11 protein-coding genes are annotated in these 15,152 nt (G+C 69.7%); all 11 read left to right on the forward strand.

The genetic code is table 11. The features are described from left to right. The first annotated feature begins 656 nt into the window (after window positions 1-656). Window positions 657-1,850: a hypothetical protein gene (locus ACH4U8_RS10520; RefSeq protein ID WP_395776823.1), complete on the forward strand. Its 1,194-nt coding sequence runs from the start codon at window positions 657-659 to the stop codon at window positions 1,848-1,850. Further along, window positions 1,847-4,039: a hypothetical protein gene (locus tag ACH4U8_RS10525; protein WP_395776825.1), complete on the forward strand. Its 2,193-nt coding sequence runs from the start codon at window positions 1,847-1,849 to the stop codon at window positions 4,037-4,039. The genes ACH4U8_RS10520 and ACH4U8_RS10525 overlap by 4 nt, the downstream gene beginning before the upstream one ends. Beyond that, window positions 4,036-4,971: an AAA family ATPase gene (locus ACH4U8_RS10530; protein ID WP_395776827.1), complete on the forward strand. Its 936-nt coding sequence runs from the start codon at window positions 4,036-4,038 to the stop codon at window positions 4,969-4,971. The genes ACH4U8_RS10525 and ACH4U8_RS10530 overlap by 4 nt, the downstream gene beginning before the upstream one ends. Next, window positions 4,968-7,451: a Scr1 family TA system antitoxin-like transcriptional regulator gene (locus ACH4U8_RS10535; RefSeq protein ID WP_395776829.1), complete on the forward strand. Its 2,484-nt coding sequence runs from the start codon at window positions 4,968-4,970 to the stop codon at window positions 7,449-7,451. The genes ACH4U8_RS10530 and ACH4U8_RS10535 overlap by 4 nt, the downstream gene beginning before the upstream one ends. 625 nt (window positions 7,452-8,076) lie before the next feature. Then, the gene (locus ACH4U8_RS10540) at window positions 8,077-8,247 is read left to right on the forward strand and encodes a hypothetical protein (protein ID WP_395776831.1); all 171 of its coding nucleotides are present in this window, start codon (window positions 8,077-8,079) and stop codon (window positions 8,245-8,247) included. After that, on the forward strand, window positions 8,244-8,999 hold the full coding sequence (locus ACH4U8_RS10545) for an SDR family NAD(P)-dependent oxidoreductase (protein WP_395776833.1): 756 nt from the start codon (window positions 8,244-8,246) through the stop codon (window positions 8,997-8,999). The genes ACH4U8_RS10540 and ACH4U8_RS10545 overlap by 4 nt, the downstream gene beginning before the upstream one ends. 90 nt (window positions 9,000-9,089) lie before the next feature. Beyond that, window positions 9,090-10,244 carry an acetyl-CoA C-acyltransferase gene (locus ACH4U8_RS10550; protein ID WP_395777013.1) on the forward strand — a complete coding sequence of 385 codons (1,155 nt, stop codon included), beginning with the start codon at window positions 9,090-9,092 and terminating at the stop codon, window positions 10,242-10,244. Window positions 10,245-10,313: 69 nt separating this feature from the next. Continuing rightward, the gene (locus ACH4U8_RS10555) at window positions 10,314-11,813 is read left to right on the forward strand and encodes an AMP-binding protein (RefSeq protein ID WP_395776835.1); all 1,500 of its coding nucleotides are present in this window, start codon (window positions 10,314-10,316) and stop codon (window positions 11,811-11,813) included. 376 nt (window positions 11,814-12,189) lie between these two features. After that, complete coding sequence (locus ACH4U8_RS10560; protein WP_395776837.1) at window positions 12,190-13,158, forward strand: sugar ABC transporter substrate-binding protein; 969 nt, start codon at window positions 12,190-12,192, stop codon at window positions 13,156-13,158. Window positions 13,159-13,250: 92 nt separating this feature from the next. Then, the gene (locus tag ACH4U8_RS10565; protein ID WP_395776839.1) at window positions 13,251-14,255 is read left to right on the forward strand and encodes an ABC transporter permease; all 1,005 of its coding nucleotides are present in this window, start codon (window positions 13,251-13,253) and stop codon (window positions 14,253-14,255) included. 37 nt (window positions 14,256-14,292) lie between these two features. Next, on the forward strand, window positions 14,293-15,105 hold the full coding sequence (locus tag ACH4U8_RS10570; RefSeq protein ID WP_395776841.1) for an alpha/beta fold hydrolase: 813 nt from the start codon (window positions 14,293-14,295) through the stop codon (window positions 15,103-15,105). The last annotated feature ends 47 nt before the right edge of the window (window positions 15,106-15,152 follow it).

Consider the following 15,152-nt stretch of genomic DNA (forward strand, 5'->3'; position numbering starts at 1 on the left):
GTACGCCGTCGGCGTCGGCGTTTGCGTCCAGGCTCCACCGTGTGTGCCGCGCGCACACCGGCTTCCAGCGCGCCGCGTATCGAACCGCCCGCACCGGCGGGCCCCGCCCGATTTCTTTTCGCCGCTGGGGAGTTCGCGATGAGGCAGCGCACCCGTCCGGTCACCGACACCGTGTTCGCCGACACCCTCGCGCGCCCCGGCCGAACCTGGGCCGCCTGCGCCGCCGAAGTGCGCGCGCCGGCTCACCGGCAAGGGTTCCGCCGCAACGCGTACGGGCGCTCGTGGTGGAAGCGTTCGCGCGCAGGCTCGACGCGACCGATCCGTCCGCCGGAGGCCCCGGATGGCCGGACGCGCCCTGTACCGCGATGCCCGTGCCGTCGGACGGTGACCCCGTTGACCATCTCGCCGCGCCGGGAGCCGACGACATGCACCGCCGCGCCGCACTCGCCGCCGGGGCACACACCCCGGCCGCCCTCACCCTCCCGATCCCGACCGCCACCACTCCCACCACTCCCACCACCCGCCGCGGCAGGCGACTCCCGGCGGGGACGGTCGGCGGGGGTGCTCTCCCGGCCCGCGACTCCGGTGAATCCATCTCTTCGGTTCGGCTCCGCCGATATCGTGGGCTGCTCGGGTGCAGCGCGGAGGGGGACCGTGTGGCGAGTGTCGTGTTCGTGCATGGCACGGGAGTTCGGCAGGACGGATACGAGCGGCTGCTCCATCGCGTGCGGACCCGGTTGACGCGGCTGCGACCCGATCTGGACGTACTGCCGTGCTCGTGGGGTCAGGAGCACGGCGCGCGCCTGCACCACGGCGGAGGGTCGGTGCCCGAGCGGGCGCTCCGGGCGGGCGAACTCGGGCCGGTGGGCGCGGCCGGTGACGAGATCTGGGCGGTGCTGGACGTCGACCCGCTGGCCGAACTGCGGGCCTTGGCGGACCTGGGCGACCACGTGCCGCGCGCGTACCGGCCCGGACGCAGGCCGCCCGGTGAGCGACTCGCCGACGAGGTGAGGCTGTTGGCGGACCGGCCCGACGTGGTCGAGGCCGCGCGGCGCGCCGAACTCGCGGCCGATCTTCCCGAGGGCGCGAACACGGTCGCCGAGGCCCTGCCCGCGCTGGCGATCGATCACGCGGACGCCGTCACCGGTCCCGCCGCCGTCGCTCGCGCGATCGTTGCCGCCACCCAACGCCGGGCCGCGACGCGAGCCGTGGGCGACGGCTGCGTGGACGGGACCGAGCGCGACGCGTTGGTGCTCGCGATCCGCGGTGCGCTCGGAGGTTCGGGCGACCCGCGTGGCATCGGGGCGACGGTCGGCCGCCCCCTGGCGATCCCGGCCCTGTGGTTCGCGTCGTGGCGGGTGCGGCACGGACGGGATCGGCTCACCGACGGCGCGGTGCCGCCGCTGGGCGACATTCTGCGCTATCAGGTGGACGGGAGCGCGGTGCGCGAGTGTGTCGCGCGGGCGGTCGCGGCGGCCGTCGACAACGGACCCGTCACCCTGCTCGCGCACAGCCTCGGCGGTATCGCGTGCGTGGATTGGCTCGCGGCGTCGGACAGTCCACAACACGGGGTGGAACTGCTGGTCACAGCCGGTTCCCAGGCGCCGTTCCTGTACGAGCTGGACGCGCTGCGAGCGCTGCGGGCGCACGAGCCGCTGCCGGACCACTTCCCCCGCTGGCTCAACGCCTACGACGTGCGCGACCCGCTCGCCTATGTCGGTGGCCCCGTCTTCGGGCCGCGCGTGATCGACCACGCGTTCGACACTCGCCAACCGCTGCTGCGCGCGCACAGCGCCTACTGGGCACACGCGCCGCTGTACGACTGGCTGGCCCAGGAGATCCCCGGATGAGAGCACAAGACGTGGATCCCGCGCGTACGTACGCGATCGTCGTCGCCCTGGAGCGCTACCGCCACCCCGATCTGGACCTGCTCGGCCCCTATGCGGACGGCTGCCGCTTCGTCGAGTGGCTGCTCGGGCGCGGAGTACCCGCCGAGAACGTCACGTTCGTGGCTTCGCCGGCCGAGCGGGACGCTCGCGAACCACCGGTCCCGTGCCGGGAATACCCGGGCGAGGAACTGGCCGACCTGTTCCTGGACACCGTCGCGAAACGTGACGCGGATCTGCTCTGGGTGTTCTGGGGCGGGCACGGGGTGACCGACAGCCAAGGCGCGGCGGTGCTGTTGTCGGCCGACTCCGACCCGCGTCGACTGCGCGGTATTCCCGTGGGCAATCTCGTGCGCACTCTCCTGGGTACGTCCGACCGGGTGGCACGCACCGCGCGAGTGGTTGTCGTGCTCGACGCATGCCAGACACAACTGCGCCCGGGGCAGGGCAACCTCGTACCGCGCCCGATCGCCGGCTCGGTCGAACTCGACCCCGAACGCGGCCTGTTCCTGCTCCAGGCGTGTGCGCCCGGGCAGGCCGCGCACAATCCGGAGCGGTCCGGACTCTTCTCGCACCGCTTTCTCGACGCCCTCGAAGGCGAGGACGACGCCCGAATACTGCCGGACCTGAACCGCGTATACGACAACCTGACCCGCTTGTTCATCGCCGACGAGCAGACCCGCACATTTCGCTACGGTCAGCGCCCCGGCCGCAGCGAGCACAACTGGGACGGACGGACGAACTGGGACGACAACGCGGCAGCCCTGCCCCGCGATCGGGAGATTCGGCGCGCCCTGCACGACATCGGCCGCACGCTCGCGTCGGTCCTGCCCGACACGCGGGCGCGCGAGAGCCTGGCCACCGCCCTGGGGGCGGACCTGGACACCTACGTGCCCGGATCCGACGTGGACACCGTCGTCACCACCGCGGCGCAGGCCGGGCACGGCCTGACCACACTGCTGTCCCTGCTGCCCCCGGACATGCCTGCGGCGACCGCGCACTCCCTGCGATATCTGTGCCGGGTGGTCCGACCCGGCGAGTTCCTCTCCCGCGCCGAGCACCGCGCGCTGATCACGGCGTTGGACGCGTGCGAGGTCGCCGACCTGGAGGGGGTCCTGCGGGGCGACCCCGTGTGCGGACCCGGCTTTCCGCCGGGCGCGTTCGACACGATCGATCTGGTAGCGATCCTGGAGGGACGTACGCCTCCGGAGCGGGACCGCCTGCCGCATCTGCTCGCCTTCGTCGAAGCGGTGGCGCGCCACACGCCGAATGCTCGGACGCGGACCCGACTGCACGCATGGAACGCCGCCGTGGCCGCGCGTCAGGGAACGCGCGGCGACCTGTTGCGGGCCCGGCGCGTCGAGTTGAAGCGGATGGCCTGGTGGGCGGGAGGCGAACACGTCTGGATTCGACTGGAGATCGCGGCCCTGGACGCGACGGCGACTCGACCCGTCGACACCCGATACCGCTACTCGGCCCGCGTGTGCGAAGGCGGTGACGTCACCACCGTGTCCGTGGCCGACGACGTGTATCGGCCGTGGGCCTGCGTGCGTTCGCGCGTTGCCGAGTTCCTCCAGACCGTGGTGGACCGGCCGGGCATGCGGGCGGCCCTGGAGTGCTTTCTCGAGCTCGGTCAACTCGACCTTCAGGTCGAACGCATCGCCGTGGACCACCACGATTGCGAGCAGGTCGCCGTGGGCACCACGATGCCGGTCGTGGTCCGCTGTCGCGAACTGCGCCAACACGCCGCCGAGAGTTGGCTCTCGCGCTGGAGCGAGTGCGCGCGAGACGACGCGGGCGACCACCTGTGGCTGCTCCACGAAGCGCGCGCCGACACCGAGCCCGCCCTGCGTTTTGCGCTCACCCGGACCCCCGCCGTCGGCTGCGTACATCTGGCGGGCGACCCCGCGCAGGTGCGCAACCACGTTGCCCTGTGCCTCATGGCGGGCGTACCGGTGGCGACGTGGCATCGGGACGGTGTCGAGGTCGATCTCGCCCACGCGCGGGAGCGGATCCGCCCGCGCGATCTGCCCGAGGCGATTCGACGTCGACGTGCCTGCGGGGACGCGCCGGCGATCGTGCTGCTGTGGGACGACCCCACGAGCGCGGCCCCGCTCCGGGTGCTGCGCGGCCCTGTCGAAGGAGGAACATGAGCCCGGCCGCACATGACGCATGGACGATCTTTCGCGGTGACGGCACCCCGCGCCGAGCCGAACTGCCCGATGGTCCGCCCTGGCGACGGTTCGGCCCCGACCACACGACGCCGCAGCGCTATGTCATCGGTGCGCGGGAGGTGGACATCGTCAACACCGCCCTACACCTGCGCCGCCCGCTGTTGGTGACCGGGCGGCCCGGCAGCGGCAAGACCACCCTCGCCCACGCGATCGCCCACGAACTGGAACTGGGCCCGATCCTGCGCTGGTCGGTCAACAGCCGCAGTACGTTGGACGGCGCGCTGTACCGCTACGACCCGGTGGCCCGCCTGCACGACAGCGCGATCGCCGACAAGGAACACCGCGTCGCGCCCGACGTGGGCCGCTACGTACGGCTGGGCCCACTGGGCACCGCCCTCGCACCGAGCGAGCGACCGCGTGTGTTGTTGATCGACGAACTCGACAAGAGCGACCTGGACCTGCCCAACGATCTCCTCACCGTGTTCGAGGAGGGGAACTTCGAAATCCCGGAACTGGCGCGGATGTCGGACCCCGACCCGGTATCGATCGGGGTGTCGGGATCCGAGGAGCGCATCCCGGTGCGCGCCGGCCGGGTGCGCTGCACGCAGTTCCCGGTGATCGTGGTGACCAGCAACGGGGAACGCGACTTTCCGCCGGCGTTCCTGCGCCGGTGTGTGCGCCTGGACCTGCCCACTCCCGGACCCGACCGGCTCGCCGAGATCGTCGCGGCGCGACTGGGTCCCGACGCCGCGGCGGAGGACCTGATCGAGCGCTTCGTGGAACTGCGCCACGCGGGGGAACTGGCCACCGACCAACTCCTGAACGCCGTGCACCTGCGCATGGCGGGCGTAGTGCTCGACGAGGAGCGCCTGGCCTCGTTGTTCCGATCGCTGGATCCGACCCGGCCATGAGTGAGGACTCGTTGTGGGCGGTACTGCGCGATGCCGGGGCTGATATCGACCAGTGCCTGGACGCACTGTGGCTGGCGCGCATCCTGCCTCGGCCGGCGGCAGGGGATCCGAGCCGCGCGGATCCGCGCACGCCCGTCTCCGCGCCGACCGAGGACGATCGGATCCCCCAACCGGCGGACTCGACCCCGACGGCGGACGACGCCGAGTTCGCACCCCTCGACGCCCGACCGGATCCACCCTCGGCGGCCGGCGGCCTCTACCCCTCGGTGGATCCCGGCGGCACCGACGGCGTGCCGGCCGAACCGGCGGACGTGCCGGTGCCGCGAGCGATTCCACACGCGAACGAACTGGCGCGTGCGCTCCGCCCGTTGCGGCGCACCCGACCGTCGGCGCACACGTATGTACTGGACGAGACCGCGACCGTGGATGCCGCCGCGGAGACCGCAATGATCACGGCGATCCTGCGCCCCGCGGCCGAACCGTGGCTGGACCTGACGCTCGTGGTCGACACGGGGTCCTCCATGGTGATTTGGAATCGGCTCACCGTCGAGTTGCGCCGACTACTGCACCGGCTCGGTGCGTTCCGGCGCATCAAGGTGACGGGCCTGGACACGGACGAGACACGGCCGGTGCTGCGGACGCGGCCTTTCGCGGCCGGCTCGGGAGCGGCGCCCGCCGTCGAGGGAGACGGGTTGACCCTGATACTGACCGACGGGGTGGGCCCGGCCTGGCATTCGGGGGCCGCACAGCGCCTGATGGCGCCTCGGGCCCTGACGGGCCCCCTGGCCATCCTGCACACGATGCCCGCACGACTGTGGGACGCCACCGGCATCCGCTGTACACGGCTGGACGTGCGCGCGCCGGGAGCGGCGGTCGCGAACAGCCTGCTGAGCGTGCACCATCCGCTGCTGCCGGCCGGGTCGGGGCTTGCCGGCGGCAAGGGCGACATCGCGGTTCCCGTCCTGGAGTTCCCGGCGGTGTCGCCGCGCGCTTGGGCGGAACTGGTCGCGTACGGCGTGGACGCGCGATCCGTGCCCGTCACGATGTTCGGGACGGAGGTCGGAACGAGGCTCGGCGACGGGGGCGGTGCGCAGGCGCCGCTTCGCCCGCCGGCCTCGCCCGAGGAAAGGATTCGTGAGTTCCACGGGCACGCGTCGTACGAGGCGTTTCGCCTCGCCGGGCACTTCGCCGCCGTGGCACCGTTGACCCTGCCCTTGATGCGCCTGGTCCAGCACGCCACCGGCGCCGACACCACCCCCGCGCACCTGGCCGAGGTCTTCGCGAGCGGCCTGTTGGTCGTCCACCGTTCGAGCCCGCACGGGCCCGAACACACCGAGTACGCGTTCGACTCGGGCGTGGGGGAGCGCCTGCTGGACACCCTTTCGCTGGCCGATGGGCAGCGAACCGTCGAGGCCGTCACGCGCTACGTGCGACGACACGGCATGGGTGGAGCACGTGCGTCCGCGTTGCGGGCAGGCCACGGAAACCTCCACGTGCTCGGGCCCGATGCCCGGCCCTTCGCGGTGGCCGATCTGCCCCTGTCTCGGCGGTTGGTGGGCGACCCGCCACCGCAACCTCCGCACGTCGAGAGTCCGGAGGAGCCGATCCACGTCGAACGGATCACCCCGCAAAAGCGCGCGCCCGCGACGTACGCGCGGACCCTGACCAGGACCTTGCGCAGATTGCGCGAGTCCCACGCGCTCACCCAGCGCGATGTCGCACTGGAGATGGACTGGTCGCTCTCCAAGCTGATCCGCATCGAAACCGGACAGGTGAACATCAGTACCACCGACCTGCGGGCGTTGCTCGAGGCGTACCAAATCGAGGACGAGGAGCAGGTCACGGAGTGGGTGGAGTTGGCCCGCCGGGCCAAGCAGCGCTCCTGGTGGTACCCGTACCGCGATCTCATTTCACCCGAGTTCAAAATATTGCTCGGCTACGAGGGGTCCGCGACACTCATCCGCACCTTCGAACCACACCTGGTTCCCGCCCTGTTGGCGACGGAGGAGTACACCCACGAGGTCTATCGGTTCGAAGGCGTGGCCGCTTCGGCGGGGATGGTCGAGCTGCGGATGCAGCGCCAAGAGCGATTGGTGCGCCCGGACGGGCCCCGGATGCACTTCGTCCTCGACGAAAGTGTGGTGCGCCGGATGGTGGGCGGGCCGGCCGTCATGCGGCGGCAGGTCGCCCGCCTGCGAGAACTGGCCGAGTGGCCGAACATCACGGTGCGGGTCCTCCCCTTCACGGCCGGACTGTACCCACGCCCTCGGGATGCCTACGAGTTGTTGACGTTCACCGACGAGTGCGACGGGATGGTCGCCTACGTCGAGTCCGCCGGATTGGGCGGGGTCGTCCGTCAGGAAGGTGAGGAGGATGCCCCGTACCCCGGGCCGGAATCCTACGCGGACGTGTTTCGCACGGTCGAGGATCTCGCGGACATCCGGCTCAGTCGGGCGTTGTTGGCCGACGCCGGTGGCTAGGCCGTTTCTTACCGATCCCGGATCGTGGCTCTGGTGAGGACGGCCCCACCCGGACGCTTGGAAACGCAGCCGTGTGGTGACCCGTGGGCGGCGGACGAGGCCGGGCCGCCCGAGTGGACGTTGCACGCCCTGGCCGCCGGGGCCGGACGGCTGGGCATCCGCGTGAGCCGTTCCCAGGTCCGCAGGATCCTGCTCGCCGAGGGGGCGCGGTGGCGTCGCACGCGGTCGTGGGTTCGGTCGCGGGACCCGGACTTCGCGGGAGAAGGACGCGGATCGTCGAGCTCCACACCAACCCGCCCGAAGGTGTCACGGTCGTGTGCGCCGACGAACTCGGCCCGGTGATCCCACGCGCGTTCCCGCCGGCGCGGGGTTGGTCGCCGGTCGGACAGCGCATCAGGAACGAACTCGACTACGAACGCGGATCGGAGATGCCTCGGGCCGGGCGGCAGCGGTGCCTCCGGGGCCTTCGGGGCGTCGGTGTATGCGGGCAACGTCGAGCCCATTGCATCGAACTTGAACTTGAATTCGCATTCGGATAACACTATCGTGGCATCCGAGCGGTTCCAGTGCCAGGCAGGTCACGGCCGGCGCGAGTCGGGTGTTGCGGCCGGTGGAGGAGGTTGCCATGGCCGACGCCACCGCCGTCATCGCGATCGGCGAGAACGGCGTCCGGCAGCACTGTCCGAGATTCGAGAACGGTGTCGAGTTCAACGCCGCGGTCGGCGCCTTCTCTGCCGCGTCGTCTCATCGCCCGAACCGGCCGACCGAAATGCGGAATGCAAGGAGACACGGATGAAACTGGCGGGAACAGCGGCCGTCGTCACCGGCGGTGCCTCGGGACTGGGAGCAGCCACTGCCGCGTTGCTCGCCGAGCACGGCGCGGCCGTCCACGTCCTGGACCTGGCTCCCTCCATCGCGGCGGCACCGAAGATCGAGGGCGTGGTCTATCTGGAAGCCGACGTGACCGACGAGGAGCAGGTTCGCACCGCGATCGGCAAAGCCGGCGAGAGGGAGCCGTTGCGGGTCGTCGTCAACTGTGCGGGGATCGGGCCCTCGGCGCGCATCCTCGGTCGGCGCGGAACCCACGACCTGGGTCTCTACACGAAGGTCATCCGGATCAATCTCATTGGCTCGTTCGTGGTCCTGGCGCTCGCCGCCGAAAGCATGGCCAGGACGGAGTCGCTCGGCGACGGACAGCGCGGCGTCATCATCAACACCGCCTCGGTCGCCGCCTTCGACGGCCAGATCGGCCAGGCCGCGTACGCCTCGAGCAAGGGCGGCATCGTGGGACTCACACTCCCGGCGGCTCGGGATCTCGCGCAGTACGGCATCCGGGTGTGCACCATCGCGCCGGGCATCGTCGACACCCCGATGCTGGCGGCCGTCAGTGACGAGTACCGCGCGGGCCTGGCGGAGAGCGTTCCCTTCCCGAAACGACTGTGCGCGCCCGGCGAGCACGCCCAACTCGTACGGATGATCATCGAGCACGACTACCTCAACGGCGAGACGATCCGGCTGGACGGTGCGCTGCGCATGCCTCCCCGGTAGTCCCCGCCGGTACGCCCCCGTATCACCCGTATCGAGCGACTCGGTGCCGGCATCGAGCGCAGATCCCGGAGCAGAAACGTGAACATCCCCATCCGCGAGGCGGTCGTAGTCGCAACCGCGCGCACTCCCATAGGCCGCGCGTACAAGGGCGCCTTCCGCGAAGTACAGCCGCAGGACCTTGCGGGCCATGCGATCAGCCACGCCATCACCCGGGCGGGTCTCGAACCCGGCGAGGTCGACGACGTGATCCTGGGCTCGGGCCTTCCGGAAGGCGCGGCAGGCTACAACGTGGCCCGGCAGTCGGCGCTGCGAGCCGGTCTACCCGTCACGGTTTCCGGTATGACGGTCGACCGGCAGTGTTCGTCCGGGCTGATGGCGATCGCGATCGGGGCGAAGCAGATCATCAGCGACGGCATGGACGTGGTCGTGGGCGGCGGTGTGGAGTCCATCTCGCTGGTCCGGAACGAGCACGCCAATCGGTACCGCGCGCACGATCCGTGGTTCGACCAAGCCGGGATCCCCATGTACATCCCGATGCTGCACACCGCTGAACTCGTGGCCGAGCGCTACGGCGTCAGCAGGGAGAAGCAGGACGAGTACGCGCTGGCCTCCCAAATGCGAACGGCACACGCGCAGCGGTCGGGCCTCTTCGAGAACGAGATCGTTCCGCATCCGTCGGCACCCGACCTGGTGCTGGACGAGGGCAACCGTCCCTCGACGACGTCGGCGGGTCTGTCGGGTCTGCGCACCGTGCTCGAAGACGGCGTGGTCACGCGGGCGGCCTCGGTCACGGCCGGAAACGCTTCGCAACTGTCCGACGGCGCGGCCGCGGTGGTCCTGATGGAGTCGTCCTTCGCAAGCCGCCGAGGCATGGAGCCACTCGGGCTCTACAGAGGCATCGCGGTGGCCGGATGTGAGCCCGACGAGATGGGTATCGGGCCCGTCTTCGCGATACCCAAGCTCCTCAAGCAACACGGACTGGACGTCGATGACATCGACCTGTGGGAGCTCAACGAGGCATTCGCGTCGCAGGCCGTCCACTGCCGGGACGCTCTCGGGATCGACCCGGACCGGTACAACGTCAACGGCGGCGCGATCGCCATCGGCCATCCGTACGGGATGACCGGCGCTCGCGCGGTCGGACACGCGCTCCTGGAAGGGCGTCGCCGCAACGCGAGGTATGTCGTCGTGACGATGTGCGTCGGCGGCGGGATGGGCGCCGCCGGCCTCTTCGAGGTCCTGTGAGCGGGTGACCACCGCATTCATCTTCAATCAAGATGACGGCCCACGTCCCGGCTTGCACAAAGGACAGACATGGTCAATGTGGCATCACTTGTGTGGCAGAGGGCCGTCGCGAGCCCGAAGAGCCTGGCCGTCAGGTCCGGATCGGTGGAACTCACCTTCGGGCAACTCCGCGAAGCGAGCGGACGTGTGGCGACGGCGGTCCGCAGGGCCGGTGTCGGTCCGCTGGACCGCGTCGTCCTGGTGGCCCCGACAGTGCCCGAGTTCCCGATCGTCTACTACGGCCTGCACGCGCTCGGCGCCACGGTGGTCACCCTCAACACGATGGCGACGCCGGCCGAGATCGGCTACGTCCTACAGGACGCCCGGCCTTCCCTCGTCATCGCCTGGGAGGGCATGTCGGAGTCCGCCGAGGTCGCCGCAGCCGCCGCCGGCGTCCCGTTCTGGGGGATCGGGCCCGGCGCGCACTTCGAGGCCCCACCCCGAATGGAGGCATGGGAGCATCGGCCCGAGGACACCGCGATCATTCTCTACACCTCGGGAACGACGGGCCGCCCCAAGGGCGCGGAGCTGACGGCGGCCAACATGGTGGCCAACGCCGTGGAGTTCGCGAAGGTGTCGGGGATCGGTTGCGAGGACCGCGTCGGGACGGCGTTGCCGCTGTTCCATGTCTATGGGCAGGCGGTCGTCATGAACACGACGCTGGTGGCCGGCGGGTCGCTGACCCTCTGTGAAAGGTTCCACCCGCGCACCATGCTCGAACTGGTGCGCGACAAACGGCTGACGGCACTGGGGGCCGTCCCCACGATGTGGATCGCGATGCTGCAGGAGGCCGGTGCGTTTCAGTCGGCGGACTTCGAGCAATTCAGGTTCGGGACATCCGGGGGCGCAACCATCCCGGTCGAGGTCCTGCGTGCCTACAAGGAGCGACTCGGCTGCACGATCCTCGAAGGCTACGGACTCTCGGAGACGACGGGCGTCGCCGCGTTCAACGACATCCACAAGCCACAGAAGGCCGGGACCGTGGGCGTCGCCATGCCCGGAATCGAGTTGCAGATCCGCAAGGACGGCACCGTACTCGGTCCCGATGACGTGGGCGAGGTGTACGTCAAGGGAACGACCGTGATGAAGGGATATTGGAACCGGCCCGAAGCCACCCGGTCGGAACTGGTCGACGGCTGGTTGCAGACCGGTGACCTGGGATGTATCGACGCCGAGGGGTATCTGACCATCGTCGGGCGGCTCAAGGAACTGATCATCCGCGGCGGCTACAACGTCTACCCGCGCGAGGTCGAGGAAGTGCTCTACCGGCATCCGGACATCGTGGAGGCGGCAGTGCTCGGGGTCCCGGACGATTACTACGGTGAGGAAGTGGGTGCCGCGATCGTCCTGCGGCCCGGTGCGACCCCCGACCCCGAAGGTCTCAAGACCTGGGCCAAGTCCCACCTGTCCGCCTACAAGGTCCCGCATCTGCTCGCCTTCGTGGACGCGCTCCCCAAGGGGTCGACGGGCAAGATCCTCAAGCGGTCGATCGACCCCGGCCTCCTGAGGCAGTCCGCCGCCGGCCGCTGAGGTCGCCGGTTCGCAGCACTCCTCCGTCCGCTCACCCGGCCCCGGGTGGATGAGTTCCGGTCGCTACTGCCGGGCTTCAACCATGGCCGAAATCCAGCCGACGACGCCCCCTCGCCACCCGGCCTTTCCTCCGCCCGACGCGACACGGCAGCTTCACAGCACACGGACCATCCCGGAAATCCTGATCGATTTCAGACATACTTGAACTTGAGTCCGGGTTCAACTATTCTGCCGTGAGCGGTCCCACAGACCGGCTTTCCGGTGAATCGAGCACCGGCGCGAGCCCTCGGGGCTTCCGCATCGGCCCCCCGAGAGCTGCTCCGGGTGCCATCCGAACCGGTCTGCACAGCCGGACCGGGAACCAAAGGAGAACTCAGTGCGAAGACGCATGAAGATCGGGTCGGCCGTCGCCGTCGCCGTCCTGACGACGACCATGGCCGCGTGCGACGACAGTGCTTCGACGAAGGCCGGCGGTGACTCCTACACAGTCGGCGTCGTGCGGTTCGCATCGAGCGACCCGGCCTCGGAGTCGATCCTCAACGCCTATGTCGACTACGCCAAGAAGAAGGGCTGGAGGGTCTCGTCGGTCGACTCGCAGGGCGCGCCGGACAAGGCGATCAGCGGTATCGGCAACTACGTGCAGAAGAAGGTCGACCTGATCGTCATCGCCATCTTCCCCAGCGACACTCTCGCCGCCGGAGTGCGGCAGGCGAAGGGGGCGGGGATCCCCGTCGTCTCCGTGGGGGGCGGCACCGCCGAAGGCGTGCAAGCCAGTTTGGACTTCGGGCGCAGCAACGCCAAGGACACCAGCAAGCTGCTGACCGACGATCTCGGCGGCAAGGGCGACGTGCTCCTGCTGGGCTACAAGTCCGGGCTGCCCTGCGTCGGTCGCGAGCAGGAGCTCGACGACCAGCTCACAGCGACGGACATTCACGTCACGCGCAAAGAGGTCCCGATCCCGGGCCAGGTGGAAGCCGGCAGCGAGTTCACGCGGGCATGGCTGACCACACACCCCGAGGGGAAGGGCAAGCTGGCGGTCTGGGGCTGCTTCGGCGATCCGGCGCGCGGCGCGATCTCGGCGCTGCAAGCGGCAGGACGAAAGGACGTGCTCGTCTACGGGCACGACGGGACGCCGGCGGCGATCGAGGCTGTGCGCCGGGGCGATCTCAGGGCCACGTCGTACTTCGATCCGACGGCCGAGGGCGCCAAACTGGGCGAACTCACTCCTGGGTTCGTCAAGGCCGGCAGCGACGCCAAGCCTCGGGACCTCGCACCCGAGATGTACCTGGTCACGCCTGAAAGCGTCGGCGAGTTCCTCAAGAAGTTCCCCAACGCACTCGGGTGAACGAAGACGGCGGGCGGCCATCTCGCGCCGCAGGGCCCGCACTCTCCGCCCAACCCACTCCGCCGGTCTCGTCCGGTCCCGAGGAGTCACCCATGACCGCAGTCACCGAATCAGGACACGCGCTGGTGGCTCCGGCCGCACGCACAACCCGGACCTGGCAGGTCGTCGGCCGCTATGGCTCCCTCGGCATGCTGGCGATCCTCGTCGCGATCGTCGCCGCCCTGGCGCCGACGACCTTCGCCACCTCCGACAACATCATCAACATTCTCAACCAGAGTGCGCTGTCGGCCGTCATCGCGATGGGACTGACTTTCGCGCTGGTCACCGGCGAATTCGACCTCAGCATCGGCAATATCGCCAGCCTCAGTGGCGTGCTCGCGTGCAAGCTGATCATTGACGCCGGAGCGTCCATCCCCGTCGCGTTCGCCGTTGCGGTGGGTGTGGGCGCCGCGATCGGCCTGCTCAACGGATTCATCGTGACGGTGCTCAACGTGAACGCCTTGGTCGCCACACTGGGCGTGGGGACGATGGCGGTCGGCGTCAACTATGCCGTCGCGGACGGTCAACCCGTGGGGCTCAAGGATCCGGACGGCTTCCTCGCCATCAGTCTCGGACGATTCCTCGGGATCCCGTATCCCGTGTGGATCATGATCGTCCTGGCGGTAGTGCTCTGGCTGCTGTTGAACCGCACGGTCCTGGGGCAGTCCATGCAGGCGGTGGGCGGAAACCCCGTCGCGGCGCGCCTGTCCGGCATCCGGGTCGAGCGCGTTCGTGTCGTCGGCTTCATGATTTGCGGAACCCTGGCCGGACTCACCGGTGTCCTGCTCGCCACCCGCACCGCGGGCGCGGCGGTCTCCGCAGGGGACTCCTATCTCCTGAGCGCCTTCGCCGCCGCGTTCTTCGGCTCCGCTGTGCTCCGCGACGGTCAGTTCCACATCGTCGGCACCCTCGTCGGCGTGATCACCGTCGCGGTGGGATTCAACGCCATCGCACTGATCGGTATGGAGACCTACTGGCAATACCTGTTCCAAGGACTGCTGCTGATCATCGGCGTCGGCGTCGGAACCGTCGCACGTCGCAAGACCGCCGGCGCTTGACCCCCCAATACCCGATGTCAACAAAGGAGTCGACGAAATGAGTTCACAGTCCATTTCCGTAGCAGGCACCACCCTGCACGTCGACGACACGGACGAACCCGATGTCCTGCCGGTGTTGTGCCTTCACTCGCTGTTCCTCGACAACCGCATGTTCGACGACCTCGTCGAGGCCGGCCGCGGACGGTTCCGGTTCGTGCGCCCCGAATACCGAGGTCAGGGCCGAAGCGCCGCCGCCGACCGCGACATCCTCACGATGGAGCAGGCGGCAGGCGACATGGCCGCCCTGCTGGACAGGCTCGGCATCACGTCGGCACACGTCGCCGCGTCCTCGATGGGCGGTGACGTCGCGGCGCGCCTGGCGGCATTCCGGCCGGACCTGGTGCGCTCGGTCGTCTTCCTGGGGTCGTCGGTGCGCCGGGAGCCGCCCGAGGCACTCGGCGAGTACGTCGCCTGGACCGAAGACGTCGGTGAGAACGGCTTCACCGGTGAGCGCCTGGCGATGCTCGAACGGGTCATGCTCGGCGAATCCACGCGCAACGACCCGGCAAAGAAGGACACGGCCGGTCTATGGAGCGAGCGCCTCGCGGCCCTGCCGACGTCCCTCAAACCGGCGATGCTGGGCGTGATGGTGCGCCATGACGCGGTGGAACTGCTCGGCGACATCGCCGCGCCGACGCTGGTCGTCTCCGGCGAGGAATGCTGGGTGCGGCCGCCGGACTGGGCCGCGGAACTCGCGGACGCACTGCCCGACTCCGAGCTGGTGATGCTCCCCAAGGTCGGGCACAGCCCCCTGATCGAGGCCCCCGACATCGTCATTCCACGCCTGCTGGAGTTCTTCGCCTCGCACTGAGCGGGACGTGTCCGAGGCCTCGCACCGAGGCTCCTTGCTCGAAGAAA

The organism is Embleya sp. NPDC020886 (assembly GCF_044333915.1).
Lineage (GTDB): Bacteria > Actinomycetota > Actinomycetes > Streptomycetales > Streptomycetaceae > Embleya.